Raw genomic sequence first — 23,973 nt, 5'->3', positions numbered from 1 at the left:
GCACGGTGTAGCATGCAGAACTCTCTTGAGGGGATCACTGTCGTCGCCGTGGAGCAGGCCGTGGCCGCGCCTTATGCATCGTCTCGTCTTGCTGACGCCGGCGCACGTGTCATCAAGGTCGAAAGGCCCGAAGGGGACTTTGCCCGCAACTACGACAAGTTGGTGCGGGGACAAAGCGCTTACTTCGTCTGGCTCAACCGGGGTAAGGAGTCGGTCTGTCTGGACTTGAGAACTGAGGGGGACCGCGCCGTCCTGGACACGCTCATTGCCGGTGCCGACGTCTTAATCCAAAACCTGAAGCCGGGCAGTATCGAAAAACTGGGGTTCCGGTCTAGGGATCTCCGTCGGCGATTTCCGCGTCTGATCACCTGCGATATCTCCGGTTTCGGCGACACAGGGCCGTACTCCCATTTGAAGGCCTATGATCTCATCGTCCAGGCCGAAACTGGTCTGTGTGCGATCACCGGGACGCAACAGGGGCCCGCCCGTGTGGGTGTGTCGGTTTGCGACATCTCGGCAGGCATGAACGCGCATAGCGCCATTCTTCAGGCGCTATATCACCGCGAGGTCACTGGCGAAGGGACAAGCATCCAGGTGTCACTGTTCGATGCCGTCGCCGACTGGATGAACGTGCCGGTTCTTCAAAACGACTACAGCGGCTATCACACGGTGCGCGCGGGCGTGAAACACCCGTCGCTCGCGCCATATGGTGCCTATCGGTGTGCCGACGGCAAAGAGGTCATCTTTTCGGTTCAGAATGACCGTGAATGGGTGAATTTTTGCGAAAAGTTCCTGAAGCTGCCGAAGCTTATACGCGCACCTGGTTTCGCCGATAATATGGAGCGCCTCGGTCACCGTGCGCAACTTGATGAGATCATCGAACGGCGCTTTTCCAAACTGCTATGCCACGAAGCAATGCAGGAGCTTGAGGCAGCCGGGTTGGCATATGGCCGACTGAACGAAGTCGCGGATGTTTCAAAGCACCCACACATTCGCAAGGTGCAGGTCGGAACACCCGAAGGGACCATCGAGACGATCGCCCCCGCAGCGATCTTCAACGCTGAGCACCCTTTGCTGCGCCCTGTCCCGGCTCTTGGCGCTCATACCGAGGCTGTCCGCGAGGAGGTTCTGGGACGTTTGCGCGAAAGAGCCACATCGGCGTGAGCGTGCGTCTTGTCGGTAAGGCCGGTGCGCTCGCGATCTATAGGAGAGCGTGTGTACCACGGATCATCCAGCGAATCGGCGGCCCTGCGAGCTCGCTAAAATCGACCGCAGAGGCGACTCCATGATCAAGGACACCTTTCCGGCCATTGAAAGCCCTATGTCTGTACCCCGCTGGAGATCCCTGCTCTTCGTTCCCGCTCACGTTCCGCGCTTCGTTAAGACGGCCCATGAGCGGGGTGCAGATGGCGTCATACTCGACCTCGAGGACTCGGTCCCGCAAGACCGGAAGGACCAGGCAAGGCGTCAACTTCGTGGATCGGTGGCAAAAGTGGGTCGCAACGGTGCGTCGGTTTTGGTCCGCGTGAACCGTGGCCTGCGCGCGCTGGCTGCCGACCTTGAAGCAGCGGTCGTCGCAGGCGTCAATGCGCTTGTCCTTCCCAAGGTGGAATCGGCCGAGTGGGTGATGGAAGTCGCTGATGCCGTGACGGAACTTGAGCACGAAAGGAATCTTGACGCGGGAAGCATTCGGTTCGTTGCCCAGATCGAGACTCCGGGGGCATTGACGAGACTCGCGGCAATAGCTTCGGCCCATCCACGGATGGCCGCGATGGCGCTTGGTCCGGAAGATTTCAGCGCGGCCGCTGGCGGGACACCAAGTCCAGAGCTCCTTCTAGGACCGAACCTTTCGGTCTTGTTCGCCGCCCGTGCGAGAGGTCTGCTGCCTCTTGGATTCGTTGGAAGTATCGGGCAGTTTTCGGACACGCAGAAGTTCCGCGATGTCGTCATACAGGCAAGGCGGCTCGGTTTCGTCGGAGCGTTGGCGATTCATCCGACACAAGTTGCCATCCTGAATGAAGCCTTCTCGCCAAGCGCAGAGGAGTTCGAGTGGGCCCGGCGCGTGCTCGCGACCGAAAGGGATGCCGCGGCAGAGGGTAGGGGTGCTTTCGCCTTGGACGGCAAGATGGTCGATGCCCCGGTTGTCAGGAGGGCCCGTGAAATCATCGCCATGGGTCCAAAGGCCGAGTTGGGCGTTTGAACGGCTGATTAGCCCAGACTCGGACGACACGACACGAAGGTGCTCCACTTGCCTCGGCCGTGGATTGCCTGGGCGATTGCTGCAGTGCGGCACAATTATTGCTTTCTCGCCATCACTTTTCGAGATAGATACGAGGAAGCTGGGGAAGTGCCTCAGTTGGGCACTTCAAATGATGGAAATTAGGCAGTTAAAATACTTCGTCGGCGTAGTCGAAGCGGGCAGCTTCACGAAGGCTGCTGCGTTCCTCAATATTGCTCAGAGCGCTCTGAGCTTGCATGTGCGTCAGTTGGAGGAAGGCTTCGGCACTCAGCTGCTGATACGCGACAGGTCCGGCGTAAGCGTGACGGCGTCAGGAGCCAAACTGCTCGAGCGAGCGCGGGCGATTCTCAGGGAAATTCGACTCACCGAGGCGGAATTGACCAATACAGCCGCTTCCCCTGCCGGGGAGGTGACCATTGGCATTCCGTCGGGAGCCGCTCGCGTGCTGAGCGGCCCCTTGCTTGAATCAGTGAGAGCCGAACTGCCGAGGGTCTCACTAAAGATGATCGAGGGTATGACGGGACCGCTGGAGGAGTGGATGGCTGCTGGCCGCTTCAATCTGGCAGTTCTCTACCGCACAGCGGATAGTGTGGCACGAATGACGGTCCTGGCGCGCGAAGAGCTCTGTCTCGTGGTGCCATCAGGTGAACCGCCTTTCGAAGCTTCGATATCTCTGGCGGATCTACACGCGTTCCCGCTGGCGGTTCCCATGCGCAATAACAATGTCAGACGTTCGGTGGCTGACGTCGTCGCACAACACGGTTGCGCGCTGGACGTCAAGTTTGAAGTGGACTCGCTCTCAACGATCATCAACATGGTTATAGAAGGAAAAGCCCATTCTATTCTCGCCCCCTCAGCCGTTCAAAAAGAAGCCACTCAAGGGCTAGTTCGGACGGTCAAAATCGTCGATCCGGTGATTACCCGTTCCGTCGTACTTGCCGTAAATCCGAAAGATGAGCGTTCTGCGGCCGTCTCCGCGGTCCGCAAGCTCATCCCCAAGGTCGCCAGAGAATTAATTGAGAGTGAGGCCTGGGCAGCCGCGGCTCCTGACGCCACCTGAACTCTTCGACCTATTTGGAAACGCTATGTCTTCTTGCGGCCATCAGGATCAGATCGATCTGGATTCCAGATGGATTTCGGCAATATTCGATATTTGACCTGCCGCGACACTCGCGATGAAACTGGCTCAGGCGAGTTTAGCGGTTCGCTATCGAACGGCGATCGTACGGCAAAAAATTCACACAAGTGGAGCACGCGATGTCCGAGGCCAGGAGCTACGAGCTCTTCATCAACGGCAAATGGCGGGCGGGTGGTAGCAGAGTCACATTGCCGGTGATTAATCCGGCAACGGAGAAGGTAGTTGCCTCGGTAGCCTCGGCGACGGTGTCGGATCTGGACGAGGCCCTCGCTTCGGCAGAACGCAGCCGCAAGGCTTGGTGTTCACGGCCTGCAAAAGAACGTGGCGAGATCCTGGTAGCAGCCGCAAGAGTCTTGGCAACGCAGATTGAACCAGCAGCTAGGGACCTGTCGGCCGAACAGGGAAAGACGATTGCCGAAGCAACAGGCGAGTACGCGCGCGCGGTCGAAACGCTGGAGTGGAACGGTACGCACGCGGAAGAGCTGTCCGCGACTATTCCGTTGGGTCCGAACCGGATGATCGTTCCGGAGCCGCTCGGTGTCGTTGCTGCGTTCACGCCATGGAATTATCCGGCCGTGCTCATCACCCGCAAGCTCGCCCCGGCGTTGGCGGCAGGCTGCCCAGTGATCCTCAAAGGGGCTGAAGAGACACCGAGCGTAGCTGTCCATATCGTTGAATCATTGCGCCAAGCAGGTGTTCCGGACGGCGTGGTCAATCTGGTTTTCGGTGTGCCGGTGCATATATCGCGGCATTTGCTCAGTTCACCAATCGTGAAGGTCTTGACTTTCACCGGTTCAACCGCTGTTGGAAAACAGCTGGCCATGCTCGCGGCGAATAATTTGCAGCGCTGCATTCTTGAACTCGGTGGGCACTCTCCGGTTATAGTGTGCGAGGATGCCGACCTGGCAAAGGCGATACCGGCTATTTCGGAATACAAGTTCGAGTGCGCGGGCCAGAGCTGCAATGCGCCCAGCAGGATTCTTGTCGCTCGGACACTCTACGAGGAATTCCTATCCCGGATGACGGAAGCCGCCCGCAAGATCAGGATAGGCCTACCGGACGACCCTGCGACGGAGATGGGACCGATGGCAAACGCGCGGCGAATCGAGGCCATGCAGCGTCTGACCAAGGATGCGGTCGATCGCGGCGCCCACATCGAGACAGGTGGAACCCGCCTCGACGGAGCGGGCTTTTACTGGCCGCCAACCATCCTGACGGGCGTGCCGAAGGATGCCAGAGTGCTTCATGAAGAGCCGTTCGGACCGATCCTCACCGTGGCTCCGTTCGATACGCTCGACGAGGCCATCGGGGAAGCCAACGACACTGAGTATGGCTTGGCCGCTTACTTCTTCACGGACGCTGCCGATACGCAACGAAAGCTGACCAATAGTCTTTCGGCGGGCGCTGTCAGTGTGAATTACCTGAAAGGGGTTTCAGCTGATGCACCTTATGGAGGCGTCAAACAGAGCGGCTATGGATATGAAGGAGGCGAGCAGGGGGTACGGAGCTTCCAGATCCTGAAAATGGTGAACGGCCTCGGTTCATTTGGATGAGATCCGGTGGGCAGTAGAACACGGACCATCGCCGGCAAGGACATCATAAGGAGCGTGGCCGACGCCCTTCAGTACATCTCGTACTACCATCCTCCAGATTACATCCGCTCTCTTTCGCAAGCGTACGCGCGCGAACAGAGCCCAGCGGCAAAAAACGCAATAGGGCAGATTCTGCTGAACTCCCGCATGGCGGCCTTCGGGCGGCGGCCGATCTGCCAGGACACCGGCCTTGTGGTGGTCTTCGCAAAAGTCGGCATGGACGCCCGGATCAAATCAACGGCCAGTTTCGCAGAGCTCGTGAATGAAGGCGTCCGTCAGGCCTATCTCGACCCGGACAACCCCCTTCGGGCATCGATCGTTGCCGATCCGCTCGCCGGACGAGTCAATACTCGTGACAACACGCCGGCGGTCGTCCACGTCGACCTTGTACTAGGTAACCAGATTGACATCACCATTGCCGCAAAAGGCGGCGGGTCAGAGAACAAGGCACGTTTTACCACCTTGAACCCCAGCGCCTCCGTTTCCGACTGGGTGGTTGACACAGTCGCGACGCTTGGCAGTGGGTGGTGTCCACCCGGCCTGATCTCGATTGGCATCGGTGGCAGCGCTGAAAAGGCGATGCTGCTGGCCAAGGAGGCCATGAACCAGCCCATCGATATGGCGGAATTGATTGCCAGGCGGCCTTCAAGCGCGGAAGAGGCACTGCGGATTGAACTTTATGACCGGATTAACGCACTGGGCATCGGCGCCCAAGGCCTTGGTGGCCTGACGACAGTCGTCGACGTCAAGGTTGCGACCTATCCTACTCATGCCGCGTCCAAGCCCGTGGCGCTCATTCCGCAATGCGCCGCCAACCGGCACCTGAAGTTTACCTTGGATGGCTCTGGACCAATCATGCTGGAGCCGCCCGATTTGCGCGAATGGCCCGACATTGGAACGGACGAATTGAGTCCAGCCGGCGTACGAAGAGTGAACCTCGATGCGCTGACCAAGGAACAGACGGCGTCGTGGCGTTGCGGGGAAACGCTCCTTTTGTCCGGAAAAATGCTGACGGGCCGTGACGCCGCCCACAAGCGAATGGTCGAGTTGATCGACGCCGGCAAGCCGCTTCCGTTCGATCTGCAGGGGCGCGTAATCTACTACGTTGGACCCGTCCGCGCCGTGAGAGATGAGGTCGTCGGACCGGCCGGCCCAACAACGTCCAGCCGCTTGGACGATTTTACGGACAAGGTGCTCGCCGAAACCGGGCTTTTCGCGATGGTAGGCAAAGCGGAGAGAGGACGGGCGGCCATCGAGTCGATTGTAAGGCACAAAACGCCGTATCTCATCGCAGTGGGTGGGGCTGCCTACCTGATATCAAAATCAATCAAGTCAGCGCGGCTCATTGCCTTCGAAGACCTGGGCATGGAAGCAGTCTATGAATTCGAGGTGCAGGATATGCCTGTCATCATGGCTGTCGATGTTGAGGGAAACTCAATTCACAATTCTGGGCCTCTTGAGTGGCGCAAGCGCATGGCGGCGGACAGCATCGCACGCAACATCGGCGTTTGAGCCTTCCGACCAAGCTCGGTTGATCGGCGTCAATTCCATTGTCAACACGGCTTAAGAGCACAAGGTCATGAAGTCGAAGCCCAATCCTGCGCGCCTGGACGCTTGGGACTTCCGGATTCTCTCAGAGATTCAGTCAGACGGCCGGATCTCAAAAAGCGAGCTTGCAAAACGCGTTCATCTTTCGGCGTCGGCCTGCTCGGAGCGGCTCCGTGCACTCGAGACAGCAGGGATTGTCGAGGGGTTCTACGCGCGGCTGAGTCCGGCCCTCATCGGCGGCATGGTGTTTGTGATGGTGGAGGTCGTTCTGGAACGTCATCGCCTCGAGGACCAAAGACACTTTGAGACTGCGATCGGAGAATTTCCGGAAATCTTGGATTGCTGGGCTATCGGCGGGCGGATCGATTATCTGATGCGCGTCGCATCTCCTTCTATGGCTGCGTATCAGGATTTCATGGAGAGACTGCTGCAGGCAGGCTTGGGGATCGATCAATATTACAGTCTTGTCGTGACCAAACCAATCAAGTCCAATTCACCAATCCCCTTGTCCGCACTAAGGCGACGGTAAACGCCGACGCCTTCGTTTCCACGGCTTTTGATCCCCATTCCGCGAATTCGTCGGCGAAGGACGTGCATTCCCGCGAAACTGGAGAGGCGTTTGCGGTATGGTAATTGCTAACGCGGCCGGCCGAGTGCCCTCCGCCAATCCATCGCGAGGAGAGGACTATGCGGTTGAGTAATCTGGGAACCGAGCAACTCAGAGAGAAGGATCGAAGCTTCGTCTTTCATCCGTCCACGCATCTGGCCAAGCACAGCCGAGGCGAGACCCCAAATCGGATCATGGCCGGTGCGGAAGGCGTGTACATTTGGGATACCGAAGGCCGAAAGAGCCTCGACGGTTTCGGTGGGCTCTACTGCGTCAACATGGGATATGGCTGCACGGAAATTGCCGAGGCCATTGCCAGGCAAGCACACGAAATGCCGTTCGCCCATATCTATGCAAGTCAAGGAACAGAGCCAGTCGCCCTCTTGGCAGAGGCCGTGGTCGAGTATTTTGGTCAGAACATGCGAAGGGTCTTTTTCGGCCTTTCCGGCTCCGACGCCAACGAAACCAACATCAAGCTGGTCTGGTACTACAACAACATTCTGGGCCGCCCTGAAAAGAAGAAGATCATCTCGCGTCATCGCGGCTATCACGGGTCCGGGCTGGTCACCGGGAGCCTGACAGGCCTTGCCTTCTTCCATAATTTCTTCGACCTGCCGCTGGACTTGGTGCGCCATACCACGACGCCGCACCACTATCGCCAGGCGCATGACGGCGAAAGTGAGCAAGCATTCTCGAAACGCTGCGCGGATGAACTTGAAGCCCTTATCGTGGCTGAAGGCCCGGAGACCGTTGCAGCTTTTATTGGAGAGCCGGTGCTTGGGACAGGCGGTATCGTTCCACCCCCAAAAGGATACTGGACCGCTATTCAAAGCGTGCTCGACAAGTACGATATCCTGCTGATCGCCGACGAGGTGGTTTGCGGGTTTGGACGAACCGGTGAGAAATTCGGTTCCCACCTCTATGGCATGCGGCCGGACTTCGTGACCATCGCCAAGGGTTTGAGTTCCGCCTACCTGCCCATCTCCGGGTCAATCATTGGCGACCGCGTCTGGTCGATCTTGGAACAAGGAACAGAGAAGCACGGCGCCCTCGGCCATGGCTGGACATATTCGGGTCACACGCTTTGCGCTGCGGCCGCGCTCGCCAATATTCGACTCCTAAAGGAAAGAAATATCCTGGAGCATGTCCGCGATGTCGGCCCGTATTGGCATGCCCGCATGAATGCCGAACTGGCGGGACACCCCATTGTTGGCGAGGTTCGTGGTGTCGGAATCCTCTCCGCCGTAGAGCTGATGCGAGATCCAAAGCAGAGAATACCGTTTGAATCCGATCTTCAGGTCGGGGTTCGAGCCGCCGCTGCTCTGTTCGAGAATGGTGTCATCGGCCGTGCCATGCCACACGGCGATATCCTCGGCTTTGCCCCGCCTTTGATCATCACCCGGAAGGAGATCGACATAATCGTCAACGCAACCGCGAAATCAGTCGAGACGACCTATCGCGCGCTGAAGGCCGAGGGTGCGATATGAACATGCGAGTGCCGACGGAAGCGAGCCCCGGGTTCGACGCCGTCCCGGGTAAAGTGGTCCCTGGGAGGAACTTTCCCACGGACCAAACGCTTTGACGTCAGCCTGTCGCCCACGGTGTCCCATTGGTGAAGGCGGGTTGACAGCGCATTTCGCGCCGAGCCGACCGAAACTGCTGAACTTGAAGCCGTCGGATTCTAAGCATGCTTCGGATACCTTTGATCGCAAGCGATAACCAAATCAGTTCTGCCGCCGCTGTCCTGTTGCCCAACGACCAGGGTGTTTGTGCGGCGCGCCCTGCCGATGTACCTCCCCGCCGGCAGGGCGCCTTTTTTGACCCGCTGGATCTGGGTGGCCCGCTGGATCTGCGTGATTGTAGCGCCTCCGCAATCGACAGTTCGAGAAGGAGGTCATCTGCATATCCGGATGGCACATCGAGCTTCGATAATTCTTATACACCATGGCGACCGCCCACAATCGCAGCTTCGGACCCGCGGCTTACGGCAGCCGGCGTCGAGGTCGCATGCACCTCCTTTCATATGATCGAAGGTCCGGGGAGTAGTCACCGCGGTGAATTTTCTCCAGCGTCGAACATCTCGGGGGGCGAGTCCTCTCGCCGTAGCTGCCAAGAAGCCGGAAAGTCCCAGGTTTAATTGAAAACAGCCGCAGGAGAAAATGCAGCTCGTCTTCGAAACTTTGCTGGAACAGTTGTCTTTGAGTGTTGATGAAGTCGACTTCCATAACGCACTGGCCAGCGCCGCCGGCGCCTTCGACATTCCCGCATTTGCCTATCTGTCTCTGGTGTCTGATCGCGTCACAAAACCCAGGCTGATATCGAACTATCATTCTGGCTGGACGTCGCACTACTTGCGCCACCAATATGAAAGGATCGACCCAGTCATAGAATGGGCAAGGTGCAGCGAATATCCCTTTCAGTGGGGACCTGATTTCGGCCATGCTGGCATTTCAACGCGACAGCAACAGCTTTTCGATGAGGCTGCCGAATTCGGCATCTGCTGCGGACTGACGATACCACTTGTTGATCGCCGCGGCGGTGTCGCTGCGATGACCTTCGCGGCAGACAGGCTCGATCCGACCTTCCTGCGCGTCGCCGAGAAGTATGAGCAGGCGCTCGAGATTATGGCGATGTGCTTTCACATTGGCGTTCGCCGCAAGCTTTCGTGTGGTCTGGCGGTGGATGGTGTTTCGTTGACGCCCCGTGAGTACGAATGCCTGGAGTGGACGGCGAAGGGCAAGTCCGCCTGGGAGATCGGCTGTATCTTGGGAATCAAGGAGCGCACGGCCGCTTTCCATTTGGACAATGCCAAGAAGAAGCTCGGCGTGCGCACCAAAAATCAGGCAGTGACACTGCTGGCCTCCTCACGATCATCAATTCTCTGAGGGACAGAATCCCTCTTTGATCGACCTGTGCAAATGCACAGGCAGTCGCGGCATGAAGGTTCGCCTCCAATGGCAGGGTCATACCTGCGAGGAGACCATCATGATTGAGCTTATTGCGCCCGGCTGGCACGGCGCCTTTGCCTACGAACTTCACGAAATGCACCGCCTGCGCTACCGCGTCTTTAAGGAGCGCCTCGATTGGAACGTGAGCACGACCGGCGGCTTCGAGATCGATTCATTCGATTCCCTGAAACCGCACTATCTTGTGTTGTGCGATTCCGCCGGTCGCGTCGGGAGCGGCGTACGCCTTCTGCCCTCGACGGGGCCGACGATGTTGCGAGATGTCTTTTCGAGGCTGTTGGAGGAGAGAACGGCACCCGAGGAACCGAGCGTCTGGGAAAGCAGCCGTTTCGCCCTTGATCTTCCACCGTCTTCACCGAAGGGCAGTGGGAGTATTGCTGTTGCGACCTATCAACTCCTCGCTGGCATGATCGAGTTCGGTTTGTCGCGGCAGCTTACCCATATCGTCACGGTTACGGATTTGCGCATGGAGCGAATCCTGCGTCGCGCCGGATGGCCGCTGGCCCGGATCGGTCCGCCCCAGACAATCGGCACCACGTGCGCAGTTGCCGGCTGTTTGGATGTCTCAGAGGCGAGCCTTGCTGCGGTCCGCCACAGTGGCAGTCTTGGCGGTCCCGTCCTGTGGGCGCCAGTGCTCTGCACGGGCGCCTGACATGGCTATGATAGGTAATGACGCCGACTGGCCGGACTGGCAGGATGAGAAATCTTATCGCTATACGCGGCACCTGACGCGACGCGGCTGGGCCTGGGAATTCCTGCGGCGCAATCCGGCCTTCCAGCGTGACTGCAGGCACGCGCTTGAGCACGCAGAATTTGCAGAAAGGTGGTTCGAGGTAGAACTGGTGAGATCGTCGCTCGATCTCACGCAGTGGGGGCTCCTGTTTCGCAAGCTCGTTGAGGCCTGATGCGGCTGTGTTCTGGTGCTCCCGCCAATGCCCGCATGTCCTGCCGGTCATTGCGAAAAAGGCACTGTCGCCCGAAACGCTTTCGTTTGATCTCGCTAGATTGCCATGTCGGGCGGCACTCATGATCACGGCGGACGGTCGACAGCACGTCATGCTGCGAAATGCTCACCGGGACCTCCAACTTGTCGTGGAGGGCGCGGAGGTTTTGCGCCCCGTTCGGCTTTCCGTCGACGCGATCTGGCCCGCCGATCGAATGAGGCAGCACCTGAATGCGCTCGAATGCCTCAATGCTTTTCACGCGACTGGACAATTTCCCGACAGGCTGTTTCCCCCCGAAGCGCGCGCTAGCCGTCTGCGCTTTGTTCTTCAGGCGCTCGACGGCTCGCTAGGCGGGGCATCGCATCGCCAAATCGCAATGGCCCTGTTGGCTCGACAACGCGTCCAGGCCGACTGGACGGATCCGCGCAACCACCTTCGCGATCGAATCCGCCGTGCCGTCCGGCGCGGTCACATGCTCATGGATCGTGGCTATCGGGATTTCCTCGTCTAAGATGATTGGAATAGCTCACCTGGAGCCGGTCAGCGCGCGAACAGTTCTTTGTATCCAGTCGTAACCATCCAGTTTGCCCGATCGAGATGGCTGCGAACCGCCATTCGGGCGCGCTCAGGTTCTCGCATCGGATCGATGCCAAGGACGAGCTGCGCCATCTCGTCTTCGCTGGCGTCGTCGGCGGACGCGTCCAGGAGCCTCATATAGATGGTGAAGTGCTCATTGTCGTAAGCGGTCAGGCTGTCCGACCATGGGACTTCGTCTTGGACTTTGCGTTTCATCGCGACCCTCTTGCCGGTTTGGGGTTTGTTGTGATCGGGCACGGCTTCTCCTCGGTTGGCTCACCATAGCGAATAGGAACGATCGTTCCTAGAACGATAGTTCCGGTTCTGGTCCCTATCTCGCCATGGACCTCACGGAAGTCATGGCGATCAACATGCGTCGTTTGCGCCATGATCAGGACCTGACGCAGGAAGAATTGGCTGCCCGCGCAGAACTGAGCATGCGCTATGTGGGCTCGATCGAGCGTGCTCGGGTTTCCGCAAGTGTCAGTGTGCTTGGCCGGCTCGCAAAAGCGTTTGACGTTGATCCTTGTGAGTTGATTAGGCCGCCGCAGTAACAAAGGCGATCAGTCCATCCCGGATTGCCGAAATCCATCTGGATGACGCGCAACCGCCGCCCATGAACTGAGCCCGCTTTTCTTCGACATGGTCTCGACCATACAGTTTGCTCCATGGCGCGGTTTGCCTTGTGGATTGCAAATATATCCTAAAATGGGATAATCCGAAACTGGGATTAGTTGATGAGCCGGTTCCCTTCTGGCCGGTTCATCTGATGCCGAAATCCCTTCGATCGCCCCGCCAACGCCGGCTGCTGGAACAGCTGATAGCGGCGCGCAAGAACAAGGGCTTAACCCAGGCCAAGGTTGCCGAAGCGCTTCGCCGCCCGCAGTCTTTCGTGGCCAAGTATGAGGGCGGTGAACGTCGCATGGACGTCATTGAGTTCCTCGATGTAGCGGAAGCGCTCGAAATCGACCCTTGCGAGGTTCTCGCACGTGTGCGTCGCTTGCGTGACCGATAGCTTGTGCTGCTTGGCAAGCGACAAGTCACCAAAATCGTAGCCCTGGATTTGCTGCCCCGGCGGCAGATGGTTCGGGCACATCGATGGCATAAACTCAATGGCTTTGACTTGCTGACCTTCGCATGGAGAGCGCAAGCTGGTCTGACGAAATGCACGCAGGATCAGGGAGAAGGCCGGCTTGACGCAGGAGCAGCTTGCCCAGATCTCCGGCTTCAGCCAGCAGTACATCAGCGGGCTGGAGAAGGGCAAAAGGAACCACCATCGTCAGGCTTTATGAACTGGCACAAGCCCTCCGTGTCAGCCACATCGAAGGGGTGCGACCTAACTGACCAGGATAAGCGCTATTTGGAAATGGCGCCAACGCGCCGCGGACATTTCGACCGCATCCACCATGTAGATGATGCTGCGCACACTCGGATAGGCGAAGAACGGCACGACGTGCTGCCAGTCGCGCCGCCAGCTCTGAGTGATCGCCGGGTGTCGCCGGCCTCGAAGTCCTGCAGAGCCTTCATGCCGGCTTAGCGTCCGCCCCCGGCAGAGGGCGCTGAGCGTCGGCACAACGGCTTCGCGACCTTCCGCGACACGAACAGATGACGGATCAGGTGCACGATACAGGTTAGCACTGTCGCCTAGGTAGAGGTGGCGCCGCTCGCCTCCCTGTTGGCCAAGCAGTTTGCCAGCTTGCCGTCTTACCAGCCACCTCGCCAGTCTCGTTGCGTTCTTGTTTAGGCCTTGCAACAGATCCTTCAAGGAAATTTATGGAATCTTTGCGACCACAAATCGCTGTCAATGGTACGCTCACCACAACTTTCAAGTTCAGTGGTGGCAGAAATCTGATGTGGTTATGTTCCGCTGCCGAACAGCATTTGCGAAGAGCCCGACATGAAAAAGCGAGCAGGACGAGGGGTTCGGTTCTTCTATTTGGCGCCGTGCTGACCAATGATGATACTTGTCGATCGCCTGATGACAGCAGCACATCTTGATCGCCTACGGATCCTGGGCCTTTGCGCGCATGCCGACCTGACTGTCCGCGAACTGGCGGAGATTCTCGATCTTCGTCGGGAGCGCGTCGCGCGACACGTCCGGATGCTGGCCAGAGCCGACTTTCTTTGCGGCAACGGACAACGTCCTTGGTCCTCATATCATCTCAATGCAGGGGGCAAGGACGGAGGGTTGGTTCAATTCCTGGTCGATCTCCTGCCCCACGACGATGGGTATCATAAGCGGGACCTGGAGCGGCTCGAGGCGGTACAGACGCGTGGTCGAAGGGGACTGCTGCTTAATCGTGAAAAGATCCGCCTAGGTGGGAGTGAGAAACTACCATGAATAACTCCGCTGACGTAGCCATCGCAGAGCCCGGCACATTCGGACGGTCTTCCTTGGTCCATGTCGATTGCCGCGTTCACGAACTGCTTCTACGACAGAGGCGGCAAGAGCGGACGATGCTCAAACTCATCGCATCTGAGAACTTTGCCTCCTCAGCCGTACTGGAAGCGACCGGCTCTATCTTCGCGAACAAATACGCCGAGGGCTACCCGGGTGCGCGCTACTACGCGGGAAACGAGATCGTCGATGAGCTTGAGACCCTCGCGATCGAGCGCCTGAAAGCGCTATTTGGCAGTGAGCACGCCAACGTCCAGCCTTATTCGGGCTCACCAGCCAACCAGGCGGTCTATCGCGCGCTTTTGAGCCCCCGTGACAAAGTCATGGGGCTGCCTTTGCCCGAAGGCGGCCATCTGACTCATGGGTGGTCCGTCAACTTTTCCGGCACTGATTATCAACGCGTCCCCTATGGGCTGCACGAAAAGACGCAGCAAATTGACTATGACCGCTTGCGCGAGACCGCCAGGCGGGAACGGCCGAAACTCATTTGGGTCGGCGGAACTGCCTACCCGCGCGTCTTTGACTACGCGGCAATGGCAGAAATCGCTGCGGAGGCGAACTCCTATCTCGTGGCCGACATTGCGCACATCAGCGGCCTAGTTGTCGCAGGAGTGCATCCGACCCCCGTGCGCCATTGCGATGTAGTCACCAGCACTTCTCATAAGTCGATCCGCGGCCCCCGTGGTGGGTTCATTTTGTCAAGGGATGAAGACCGTTATCAGCCCCTCTATCATCCGAAGACCAAACACAATCTGGCCAAACGTATAGACCGCGCCGTGTTCCCTCTCCTGCAAGGCGGACCGCATATGAATACTGTCGCCGCGCTTGCCGTCGCTTTGCAGGAAGCAGCAAACCCGTCCTTTCGTGTCTACGGTCAGCAGATCGTCAACAACGCCAAGGCTCTGGCCGAGGCGCTTCTGGACCGTGGTTATGACCTGGTCACCGGCGGCACTGACAATCACATGCTGATCCTTGATCTGCGGGGCCGGCCGCTGTCAGGGAAAGCCTATGCCGAGCGCCTGGCAAGGGCAGGCATTATTACGAACTTTAATATGGTGCCGGGCGACCCGCGCGACCCGGCGGTCACAAGCGGGATCCGCTTGGGGTCGCCGGCAGTGACGTCCATGGGCATGCGTGAAGGGGAAATGGTGCAGATCGCCGCTTTTATTGATCTGGTCTGCCGCCAGCCCGACGACGAGGAAGTTCATGCGAACGTGCGAAGGGACGTTGCCGACTTCTGCGCTGCGTTCGACGTCCCCGGCATCAGCGACCGGTAAGACCGCCCCAGTCCAGAAACTCCCACCCAACTCCAACACTTGAAGCGAGGACATTCCATGACCAGGCAGTTCGTGTTCTCTTCCGAATCCGTCGGCGCGGGACACCCCGATAAGATGGCAGATAACATCTCGGATGCCATCCTCGATGCCATCCTCCGCACCGACCCGAAGGCGCGCGTCGCCTGTGAAACGTTGGTGAAGACAGGGATGGTCGTTCTGGCTGGAGAGATCACCAGCCACGCGGAGATCGATTACACTCAAGTTGCCCGCGATACGATCCTCGATATTGGCTACGACGACGATGCCATCGGCTTTGATGGTCGACGTTGCGCCGTCATTCTGGCTCTCACCGAGCAGTCGCCCGACATAAGCCAGGGCGTTGATGAAGGACGAGGGCAGGATCTCGAGCAGGGGGCGGGGGATCAGGGCCTCATGTTTGGATTCGCATGCAACGAGACGGATACATTGATGCCCTTGCCGATCCAACTCGCTCACCATTTGACGAAAAGACAGGCGGAGGTCCGGAAAACAGGACAGCTTGGCTGGCTGCGTCCGGACGTGAAATCTCAGGTGTCCGTACGCTACGAGGGTCTCCGCCCGGTGGCACTGGACACCATAGTCCTGTCAACGCAGCATGACGGGGCGGTCTCCCAAGATACAGTCCGCGAAGGCGTCATTGAGGAGATCATAAAACCGGTCCTGCCGACCCATCTGGATACTTCGGAGATCAGATTCCTGGTCAACCCAACAGGGCGGTTCGTGGTCGGTGGGCCGGCCGGCGACTGCGGCCTCACTGGACGCAAGATCATCGTCGATTCCTACGGTGGAACGGGGCGTCACGGCGGCGGCGCCTTTTCGGGCAAGGACCCATCCAAGGTTGACCGCTCGGCAGCCTACGCCGCCCGGTATGTCGCGAAGAATATCGTTGCCAGCGGACTTGCGGAGGTCTGCGAGGTTCAGCTTGCTTACGCGATCGGCGTGGCCAGTCCGGTTTCTGTCATGGTCAATACCTTCGGAACCGCAAGGATTGACGAAAAAAGGATTGAGTGCCTTGTTCTTGAGCTTTTCGATCTCCGACCGAAAGGCATCATCAAGATGCTTGATCTCTTGCGCCCGATATACCGCAAGACCGCGACATACGGACACTTCGGCCGTGAAGAGCCTGAGTTCACCTGGGAGAAGACGGACAGAGCCGACGACTTGCTGCGTGAAGCAGGACCGGCAGCTGCGTGAGGGCCGCTGGATCAAGCGCATGCGGCAACCCATTTCAACTCGCTAGACCCGCGCCTGGCCGGCATAGCAGAAAGCCGGTGGGTAGTTGGCGGAGACATTGATGCCGGATTATGACGTGCTTTGCATCGGCAATGCCATTGTCGACATCATCGCCCAGTGCGACGAGGAATTCCTCGAGACCAACGGCATCATCAAGGGCGCGATGAACCTCATCGACACCCATCGCGCCGAACTACTCTACAGCCGCATGGGCCCGGCGATCGAGGCCTCCGGCGGCAGCGCCGGCAACACGGCGGCCGGCGTTGCCAGCTTCGGTGGACGTGCCGCCTTCTTCGGCAAGGTTTCGAACGATGCGCTGGGCGAGATTTACGCGCACGACATCCATGCGCAGGGTGTCGCCTTCGACACCAGGCCGCTGGCGGGTCTACCCCCGACGGCGCGCTCGATGATCTTCGTCACCCCCGACGGCGAGCGCTCGATGAACACCTATCTCGGCGCCGCCACCGAGCTCGGGCCGGAGGATGTCGAGGCCGACAAGGCTTCGGGTGCGGCGGTCACCTATTTCGAGGGCTATCTGTGGGACCCGCCGCGCGCCAAGGAGGCGATCCGGCAGACGGCGAAGCTCGCGCATGCCGCCGGCCGCGAGGTGTCGATGACACTGTCGGATTCGTTCTGCGTCGACCGCTACCGCGACGAGTTCCTCAAGCTGATGCGCTCGGGCACGGTCGATATCGTCTTTGCCAACAGCCACGAGATCAAATCGCTCTACCAGACCGCCTCCTTCGACGAGGCGCTGGCGCAGATCCGCAAGGACTGCAAGATCGCCGCCGTGACCCGCTCGGAAAAGGGCTCGGTCATCGTGCGCGGCGACGAGACCGTGGTCATCCAGGCGACCGCGATCAAGGAACTGGTCGACACCACGGGTGCCGGCGACCTCTATGCCGCCGGTTTCCTGCATGGCTACACGCAAGGCCGCGACCTGAAGACCTGCGGCGACCTTGGCTCGCTGGCGGCCGGATTGGTGATCCAGCAGATCGGCCCAAGGCCACGGCAGAATTTGCGCCGCGAGGCCGAGCAGGCTGGGTTGTTGTAGGGGGCGTTAATGACGAGCTGCCCGTCTGCCCTCCTGGGGGCTGTGCGGAAAAGTGCGCGTAAATCGAAATGTCGGATGCGCATCCGCGTGAGACGGCAGCCCGCGGCATATCATGATCGAAACGTTGATGGCGTTGTCGCCCTCCAGTGCGAACCTTCTGCCGTGCGATATAGGGAAGCGTTTCGATCGGCAGCTCGACCTGTCGCATATATTGCTCACCCGCCATCATCGACCGCGTGTGGCAACAGGTCGGGATCGTGATGCGATCGAGCGGGTAAGCGGCCAACTGGTGAATTGACATGAACGCATCGCCCGATTGAGATTATCCCGCCGGGAGCGCAGTGCGTTGTTCAAGCCAGTCGGACGATCATGGGCAAATATAAGGACCATCGTGAGCCACGCCGGCATCGTCATGACGATGACGCGGCTTCTTTTACGGAACGGCCTTCCGAGCCAAGCTACTTTCAGCGTCCGTCGATCGTAACCGCGGACCCTGTCGACGCCGAAGTGGTGTGGTTCAACACCAGCAAGGGTTTTGGCTTTGTCAAACTGCCGCAGGGCATCCAGGCCTATCTGCACATCCGGGTGCTGGAGGCGGCCGGGAGCCGCGGTGTTTCCGAGGGAACGCGTCTCAAGGTCACAACGGAAGAAAGTCCAAGAGGTGGTCATCAGGTCGCGCAAGTGCTGGAGGTCGGCGATCAGACCGCGAGAACTCAGCTACATACGCGTTGCGCTGGAGAGTCCACCGCCGGGACGAGTGCCCAGTTGGAGAGCGAGGCCACGGTCAAGTGGTACAATCCTGAAAAAGGCTTCGGCTTCATTGCTCCTGAAAACGGTGAGAAGGACATCTTCGTTCATGCCACCGCGCTGACCCGCTCGGGACTGAGCATGCTGATGGAGGGCCAGAAGGTGTTTGTCCAATGCGGTCAGGGCAAGAAGGGCCTGGAAGTTCGGAGCATTCGCCTCGCTTAGCCAAATGCGTTGGCTCTACCGAAATCGCGGCTCAACAAATAAAAAAGCCCGCTGCCGGGAGGAGGTGGCAGCGGGCTCGATTTCGAATGAGACGCGGGAGGAGGTGCGCCCCATTCAGCGTCGGCACCACATCTGGGAGGAGTAGATGGCCGACAACATTATCATACCGATCGCCGCGGATATTGCAACGCACAAATTTTATCTCGCGAGTGCGAAATGATGCCGGATCCGCTTAGCCGATCCTGAAAAACTGCGGTCAGGCTGCGGCTTTCTTGCCGGCACGCTTGGCCGGTGCCGGCGTTTCCGGTTCCTTCGGCTTGCGGCCCAGACCCATGGTCTTGGCCAATGCCGAGCGCGCCGCAGCGTAGTTCGGCGCCACCATGGGATAGTCTGCCGGCAGCTCCCATTTCGCGCGATATTCGTCGGGTGTAAGGCCATAGTGGGTAGCCAGGTGACGCTTGAGCGACTTGAACTTCTTACCGTCCTCAAGGCTGATAATGTAGTCGGGTGTAACCGATTTTCTGATCGGTACGGCAGGCTTGAGAGCTTCCGGCTTTTCTGGTGCGGCCCCACCAGCAGTGCCTTTCAATGCGATGTGGATCTGGCCGATAAGCCCAGGCAGTTCACCGACGGGAACCGGATTGTTCGAAACATAGGCTGAGACGACATGGGCGGTGAGTTCGATGAGGCTGTCAGCTTTGCTCTCGGTTTCTTCGGTCATAAAAACGCTCCTGCGGGCTTAGACTAGGCGGTGAGAATCACTTCGTAGCTTAATAGTGACGACGGCGTTTGATAGCAACCAAGCCATTGCATGATGTGTTGGCGGATCGCTGCACGCCCGGCCGCGGTCGCGGATCTCCTCTTGAACCGTCATCGCCCTGACAACACATTGTGCCATGGTCGCCGTGTCGATGCGGCGCCTCTTCACCGCAAATTGGCTATTTAGAAAGTTGGGAGAAACCAATGAACGCTGAGGCTTTCAGCAGCCCCCTTTTTGTGAAACGCGCAACCCACATCATCCAAGAGATTGCCGGCCTTGCGGATGCAATCGATTTTCTCAACGAATGGCCGGAAGACCGCAGAGACCTGATCCACGAAGCCGCCCTGAGGGCATGCTACGATGCATACGATGGGCGCAAGCCGGTAAGCACGGCGCGCAATGCCTTTTTCGGCTTTGCGAAGCGGGTCGCCATATTGGAAGATGCAACCTCCGCGATGCAGTGGATCGCCGCCTGCAGATCGGGCAGTGGAAAAGTGCAGGTGTAGACATCGACGACATGTTTGAGACTGGCGAGGCGCGTCAAACAGTGCACTATGTCCAGGTTTCACAGCTAGACCACGCGAATGAGAAGCAGTTCCTCACCATCGACTGCACAACCGCAGATCGCACGCAAGCTGACCATGGCCGGACGCGCCTCATGGCGATCGCTTGCCCGCCAATGGCCAGGCTCAATGGCGCAGGTGCAGCGGTCGCGTTCGGCTGAGTAAAGAAAGGCGGCCCGGGCTTTTTGCCGAGTAGTGGCTGTGGAGGAGGGGATGACCGGGTTGATCAGATTTGAGAGGCCAGTCGTAGTTCAGCTTAGCCGCCGCAGCTCGGAGCGTGTCGTGTTCGACGTCAACGACGCGGCCGCTATCTTGCTCCGGGATCTGCATCATGCGACCGATAAACGCAGGATAGCGATGGACACCTGTCTGCAGGTGTTACGCGGTAAGACCCATCCACCAGCCGCTCGACGAGCTTTCGTCGCAGCCGCACTTGAAGCACGCATTCTGCGCAGCGATTGAGATTTGGGACGCCGCTCGTGAATTTCGGCCATCTGCGCATCGCGATTGAGCGCGGTCCGAATACCTCTGCCGGCATCCGCCAGGAGCAAGCCAACCCCGCTCTTTCCGCGACGGCTTTCCTGGTCCGGCGCCTGATCTTCCACCATCAAAACACAAGGGTCCGCCAGCCAGCTGCGGCCGCTCGGCTTCGCCGTCGCGGTGATCGTGATTGCAGCCAGAGGAGACGGAGCCATCGAGCGGGAATTGGCCCGCTGCAGATGGCGGAGCGTCGATGCCGCTTCAACAGTCTCCGGAAGTGCCGTTTGAACCTTCCCCCAGCTTGGCCCTGCATCCGATTTCCCGGAACACGCTCCGCGGACCGGCGGCGCGTGATCGCCAATGCCTCTCCCGATGGTCGGGACCGGGGTTCGGCGACCAAGGTCGGGGAGATGATAGTGACACTGGATTATCCCAATACGGAATAATCCGAAACTGGCTGGCGGTGAGCCGCCTCGTTTCTGGCCGGCTCATTTGAGACCGAAGCCTGCTTCGATCGCCAGCCAACGCCGGCGTCTGGAAAGCTGACTTCGACGCGCCGTAACAAGGGCCGCGGCCAGGCCAAGCTTGCCGAGGCGCTTCGTCACGGGCAGCTCGATTGCCTTGGGTGCGCCGGATGGACTCACCCCAAGATTGCCCGGTGTGTGGCGTTGCCGCTCACCGCCGGCGAGTGGCACCGAGCCCTACGCCGTCCGCGCTTTTTCCCGAATTGCGCGTGCTGCAGCCACCATGTTCACCAAGGCAGGGCGGACCTCCTCCCATCTGCGCGTTTTGAGACCGCAGTCGGGATTCACCCACAGTTGGCCATCCAACAATCGATCGCGCGCAAGCATGATAAGGTTGGAAATCTCGCCCACTTCCGGGACTCGCGGCGAGTGAATGTCATAGACACCAGGACCGATCTCGTTCGGATACTTGAAGGTTCGAAGCGTATCGAGCAGTTCCATCTGCGAGCGCGAGGTTTCAATGGAGATCACATCGGCATCCATTGCGGCAATCGCGTCCACGATATCGCCGAACTCGGAGTAGCACATATGGGTGTGGATCTGGGTCGCATCGCCGACCGCCGTTGAAGCCAGCCGGAAGCATTCGACGGCCCAGTCGAGATAGGCCTGCCACTCGGCCTCGCGCAGCGGCAAGCCCTCGCGCAGTGCGGCTTCGTCGATCTGGATCATCCCGGCGCCGGCCTTTTCGAGGTCGCTCACTTCATCGCGAATGGCGAGCGCGACCTGGCGGCAGACGGCTGAGCGGGCAAGGTCGTCTCGGACGAAGGACCAGTTGAGGATCGTCACCGGGCCGGTAAGCATGCCCTTCACCGGCTTCGGCGTCAGCGACTGGGCATATCGCCACCAGTGTACCGTCATCGGCTGTTGTCGCGACACATCGCCAATGATGATCGGGGGGCGCACAAAGCGCGAGCCATAGCTCTGCACCCAGCCGTGTTGCGTGAAGGCGAAGCCGCGGAGCTGCTCAGCGAAATATTGCACCATATCGTTGCGCTCGAATTCGCCGTGGACCAGCACGTCGAGTCCGATCTCTTCTTGCCAGCGAACGGCGGCTTCTATCTCTTTTTTCAGGAAGGCCTCATAGTCGACGTAACTCAGCTCGCCCTTGGCATGGGCTGCCCGCGCCTTGCGAACCTCGGCTGTTTGCGGGAAGGAGCCGATCGTCGTGGTGGGGAAGGATGGCAAGCCAAACGTGTCGCCCTGAAGCTTGGAGCGCACGTCGAATGCGCTCTTCCGGCGCGTCATGGCGACCTTGATGCTGGCGACCCGACCTTCGACGAGCGGATCATGCACCTTAGCGGATGTCGCGCGAGCGGCGGCAGCCTCAGCCGACGCCTCTAGTTCGGCGGCGACCGCGTCCCGGCCTTCGGCCAGCGCACGGGCGAGCACGACCAGCTCGTCGGTCTTTTGCGCCGCGAAGGCGAGCCACGATTTCACATCCGCATCGAGTGCCGTCTCCATGTCCAGGTCGATCGGCACATGCAGCATCGAGCAGGACGGGGCGATCTCCACGCGGTCCCGCGGCCAACCGGCGACGATCGGCTTGATGCGGTCAAGCATGGCAGGCAGGTTCGCGCGCCAGACGTTGCGGCCGTCGATCAGCCCGAGCGAGAGCACAAGGTCCTTCTGCGCGAGCCGGCCGACGGTCTCCAACTGCTCTGGAGCGCGCACGAGATCGACGTGCAGTCCCGCCACGGGCAGAGAAATCGCGGTCTCGAGATTGTCTCCCAGCGATCCGAAATAGGTAGCGACCATGATCTTCAACTCCGGTGCTGCTTTTGACAGCCGGCAGTAGGCGAATTGGAGCGCATCCCGTTCGTTGGGAACCAGATCGACCACGAGCGCCGGCTCATCGATCTGCACCCAATCGGCTCCCGCGAGCTTCAGCCTCCGCAGGAGCTCCTCGTAGACGGGCAGCAGCCGTGGCAGGAGCGCGATAGGGTTGAAACCTTCCTCAGGTGACTTCGCCAACTTGAGAAAGGTAACCGGTCCAAGCAGGACCGGGCGCGTGTGGATGCCGAGCGCCTTGGCCTCGAGGAAATGATCGACCGGTTTCGCCGACGAGAGGGCAAAGCTCTGATCGTCGGTAAGTTCCGGCACAATGTAGTGATAGTTGGTGTCGAACCATTTGGTCATTTCCATCGCGGCAAGGCCATGCCCGTTGGCCGCATGCTCGTCACCGGCATGTCCGCAATCAGCGGCCTGATCTTGGTTGCCGCGCGCCATGGCGAAATAGGTATCGAGTGGGACCTCGCCGTCAGTCCAGACGTATCGTGCCGGCACGGCGCCGACCATGGCGACGGTGTCGAGCACATGGTCATAAAGCGAGAAATCGTTGGACGGGATTTTCGACACGCCGCGATCGTGCTGCTCCCTCCAGCTGGCGGCGCGTAGCGCCTTCGCCGTCGCGAGCAGGTCGGCAGCGGGAGATTTTCCGGACCAGTAGCTTTCAAGCGCGAATTTCAGTTCCCGCCGTCGACCGATACGCGGCACGCCGAGCGTTGCCACAGGAATTTGTTGAGAGACAGTCATGCCATACCCCGATGGTTGGGGCGTGGGGACAAGGAACGCGCGAGCAGGCGGCACGAAGCCGGGCTACTGCGGCCACCGAGACACCCCGCCCGTGGACGTTGTTCGTCGTGGCAGGTCTCCTGGCTCGCGGGTCAAAGCCTCTGCCCGTCTTCCCGAGGCCGTTCGCCTCAGTGACACCAATGGGCTTGGCTCGCCGCTAACAGTTGCGGGGGCAGCGCCGGCATCGCACCGGCTTCCCTCTTAGCTCCGCTACGGCAGTGCCGCGCGGAGAACCACGACATGCGCACAATCACAGCAGCTTCGCTCCTTGTCAATACATATAACGAGATGTTTATGTGATGATGCGAATAGTGCCCTTGCGCTGATCGGTCTCTTTCGCCCAAAGCCGCTTACGATGCCGCCTCTTATCAGTGCAGGCTCGGAGAGATCCTTGTCCCCATCGGCGACGCCGGATCAGATCGAGGTCGCCGGGCTCAAGAGCGTAAAGTGGGGCGAGGCCGTCACGGTCCGCCGGGAATCCCGGTATTTGTT

Annotated in this window: 23 protein-coding genes, 2 pseudogenes and 1 riboswitch; of the genes and pseudogenes, 21 read left to right on the top strand and 4 right to left on the bottom strand. The window is 59.5% G+C overall.

All coding sequences use genetic code 11. From position 1 onward, the window contains the following. The first annotated feature begins 12 nt into the window (after positions 1–12). From EB235_RS32725 to EB235_RS32675, 11 genes are all read left to right on the top strand, one after another. A complete protein-coding gene (locus tag EB235_RS32725; RefSeq protein ID WP_027033316.1) occupies positions 13–1,164 on the top strand; it encodes a CaiB/BaiF CoA transferase family protein in 1,152 nt (383 codons plus the stop codon). Between the two features lie 121 nt (positions 1,165–1,285). After that, positions 1,286–2,200 carry an HpcH/HpaI aldolase/citrate lyase family protein gene (locus EB235_RS32720; RefSeq protein WP_169627229.1) on the top strand — a complete coding sequence of 305 codons (915 nt, stop codon included), beginning with the start codon at positions 1,286–1,288 and terminating at the stop codon, positions 2,198–2,200. A gap of 172 nt (positions 2,201–2,372) precedes the next feature. Next, the gene (locus EB235_RS32715) at positions 2,373–3,299 is read left to right on the top strand and encodes a LysR family transcriptional regulator (protein WP_027033318.1); all 927 of its coding nucleotides are present in this window, start codon (positions 2,373–2,375) and stop codon (positions 3,297–3,299) included. A 197-nt stretch (positions 3,300–3,496) separates the two neighbouring features. Next, complete coding sequence (locus EB235_RS32710; RefSeq protein WP_027033319.1) at positions 3,497–4,930, top strand: NAD-dependent succinate-semialdehyde dehydrogenase; 1,434 nt, start codon at positions 3,497–3,499, stop codon at positions 4,928–4,930. Positions 4,931–4,936: 6 nt separating this feature from the next. Beyond that, entirely contained in the window at positions 4,937–6,481 is a 1,545-nt protein-coding gene (locus EB235_RS32705) for a fumarate hydratase (RefSeq protein ID WP_027033320.1), read from the top strand. Positions 6,482–6,548: 67 nt separating this feature from the next. After that, a complete protein-coding gene (locus EB235_RS32700) occupies positions 6,549–7,046 on the top strand; it encodes an Lrp/AsnC family transcriptional regulator (RefSeq protein WP_027033321.1) in 498 nt (165 codons plus the stop codon). Positions 7,047–7,204: 158 nt separating this feature from the next. Continuing rightward, positions 7,205–8,611: an aminotransferase gene (locus EB235_RS32695; RefSeq protein WP_027033322.1), complete on the top strand. Its 1,407-nt coding sequence runs from the start codon at positions 7,205–7,207 to the stop codon at positions 8,609–8,611. Positions 8,612–9,283: 672 nt separating this feature from the next. Beyond that, on the top strand, positions 9,284–10,009 hold the full coding sequence (locus tag EB235_RS32690; protein ID WP_027033323.1) for a LuxR family transcriptional regulator: 726 nt from the start codon (positions 9,284–9,286) through the stop codon (positions 10,007–10,009). Positions 10,010–10,109: 100 nt separating this feature from the next. Further along, positions 10,110–10,742 carry an acyl-homoserine-lactone synthase gene (locus tag EB235_RS32685; RefSeq protein ID WP_027033324.1) on the top strand — a complete coding sequence of 211 codons (633 nt, stop codon included), beginning with the start codon at positions 10,110–10,112 and terminating at the stop codon, positions 10,740–10,742. A 1-nt stretch (position 10,743) separates the two neighbouring features. Then, positions 10,744–10,995, top strand: coding sequence for a transcriptional regulator domain-containing protein (locus EB235_RS32680; protein WP_032933001.1), 252 nt, complete (start codon positions 10,744–10,746; stop codon positions 10,993–10,995). A gap of 121 nt (positions 10,996–11,116) precedes the next feature. After that, positions 11,117–11,545: a DUF2285 domain-containing protein gene (locus tag EB235_RS32675; RefSeq protein ID WP_027033326.1), complete on the top strand. Its 429-nt coding sequence runs from the start codon at positions 11,117–11,119 to the stop codon at positions 11,543–11,545. 29 nt (positions 11,546–11,574) lie between these two features. Here EB235_RS32675 and EB235_RS32670 read toward each other — a convergent pair whose 3' ends face one another. Beyond that, on the bottom strand, positions 11,575–11,826 hold the full coding sequence (locus EB235_RS32670; protein ID WP_027033327.1) for a DNA -binding domain-containing protein: 252 nt from the start codon (positions 11,824–11,826) through the stop codon (positions 11,575–11,577). 125 nt (positions 11,827–11,951) lie between these two features. Between EB235_RS32670 and EB235_RS32665 the strand changes: the two genes are divergently transcribed. The 3 genes and pseudogenes from EB235_RS32665 to EB235_RS32655 all read left to right on the top strand — a co-directional run bounded on the left by EB235_RS32665 (position 11,952) and on the right by EB235_RS32655 (position 12,954). After that, positions 11,952–12,164 (top strand): helix-turn-helix domain-containing protein, encoded by a 213-nt coding sequence (locus tag EB235_RS32665; RefSeq protein ID WP_027033328.1) that lies wholly within the window; start codon positions 11,952–11,954, stop codon positions 12,162–12,164. Between the two features lie 215 nt (positions 12,165–12,379). Continuing rightward, positions 12,380–12,625 carry a helix-turn-helix domain-containing protein gene (locus tag EB235_RS32660; RefSeq protein WP_080680407.1) on the top strand — a complete coding sequence of 82 codons (246 nt, stop codon included), beginning with the start codon at positions 12,380–12,382 and terminating at the stop codon, positions 12,623–12,625. Between the two features lie 160 nt (positions 12,626–12,785). Beyond that, a pseudogene (locus EB235_RS32655) lies at positions 12,786–12,954 on the top strand (helix-turn-helix domain-containing protein). 25 nt (positions 12,955–12,979) lie between these two features. Here EB235_RS32655 and EB235_RS34960 read toward each other — a convergent pair. Further along, positions 12,980–13,248, bottom strand: a pseudogene (locus tag EB235_RS34960) (transposase); the annotation flags it as partial. Between the two features lie 316 nt (positions 13,249–13,564). Here EB235_RS34960 and EB235_RS32650 point away from each other — a divergent pair. The 5 genes from EB235_RS32650 to EB235_RS35160 all read left to right on the top strand — a co-directional run bounded on the left by EB235_RS32650 (position 13,565) and on the right by EB235_RS35160 (position 18,583). Continuing rightward, positions 13,565–13,951, top strand: coding sequence for a winged helix-turn-helix domain-containing protein (locus EB235_RS32650; RefSeq protein ID WP_202596452.1), 387 nt, complete (start codon positions 13,565–13,567; stop codon positions 13,949–13,951). After that, the gene (glyA, locus tag EB235_RS32645; protein ID WP_027033330.1) at positions 13,948–15,285 is read left to right on the top strand and encodes a serine hydroxymethyltransferase; all 1,338 of its coding nucleotides are present in this window, start codon (positions 13,948–13,950) and stop codon (positions 15,283–15,285) included. Before EB235_RS32650 ends, glyA begins: the two co-directional genes overlap by 4 nt. A gap of 57 nt (positions 15,286–15,342) precedes the next feature. Next, positions 15,343–16,518: a methionine adenosyltransferase gene (gene metK / locus EB235_RS32640; RefSeq protein ID WP_027033331.1), complete on the top strand. Its 1,176-nt coding sequence runs from the start codon at positions 15,343–15,345 to the stop codon at positions 16,516–16,518. A gap of 100 nt (positions 16,519–16,618) precedes the next feature. Continuing rightward, entirely contained in the window at positions 16,619–17,611 is a 993-nt protein-coding gene (locus EB235_RS32635) for an adenosine kinase (RefSeq protein WP_027033332.1), read from the top strand. Positions 17,612–17,980: 369 nt separating this feature from the next. Further along, on the top strand, positions 17,981–18,583 hold the full coding sequence (locus tag EB235_RS35160; protein ID WP_080680408.1) for a cold-shock protein: 603 nt from the start codon (positions 17,981–17,983) through the stop codon (positions 18,581–18,583). Between the two features lie 256 nt (positions 18,584–18,839). Here the strand turns inward: EB235_RS35160 and EB235_RS32625 are convergent, their stop codons facing one another. Next, a complete protein-coding gene (locus tag EB235_RS32625) occupies positions 18,840–19,304 on the bottom strand; it encodes a MucR family transcriptional regulator (RefSeq protein ID WP_027033334.1) in 465 nt (154 codons plus the stop codon). A gap of 242 nt (positions 19,305–19,546) precedes the next feature. Between EB235_RS32625 and EB235_RS32620 the strand changes: the two genes are divergently transcribed. Continuing rightward, entirely contained in the window at positions 19,547–19,849 is a 303-nt protein-coding gene (locus EB235_RS32620; protein ID WP_027033335.1) for a DUF982 domain-containing protein, read from the top strand. Positions 19,850–20,188: 339 nt separating this feature from the next. Next, positions 20,189–20,368, top strand: a complete 180-nt coding sequence (locus EB235_RS32615) for a DUF982 domain-containing protein (RefSeq protein ID WP_244966438.1) — start codon at positions 20,189–20,191, stop codon at positions 20,366–20,368. 719 nt (positions 20,369–21,087) lie between these two features. Here the strand turns inward: EB235_RS32615 and metE are convergent. Further along, positions 21,088–23,418 carry a 5-methyltetrahydropteroyltriglutamate--homocysteine S-methyltransferase gene (gene metE / locus EB235_RS32610; protein ID WP_027033338.1) on the bottom strand — a complete coding sequence of 777 codons (2,331 nt, stop codon included), beginning with the start codon at positions 23,416–23,418 and terminating at the stop codon, positions 21,088–21,090. Positions 23,419–23,534: 116 nt separating this feature from the next. Beyond that, a riboswitch (cobalamin riboswitch) is annotated at positions 23,535–23,734 on the bottom strand. Positions 23,735–23,973 lie beyond the last annotated feature (239 nt).

It is taken from the genome of Mesorhizobium loti R88b (assembly GCF_013170845.1).
Classification (GTDB): domain Bacteria; phylum Pseudomonadota; class Alphaproteobacteria; order Rhizobiales; family Rhizobiaceae; genus Mesorhizobium; species Mesorhizobium loti_B.
Note: the sequence above shows the minus strand (reverse complement) of the source record. Positions and strands in the feature narration are given on the sequence as shown.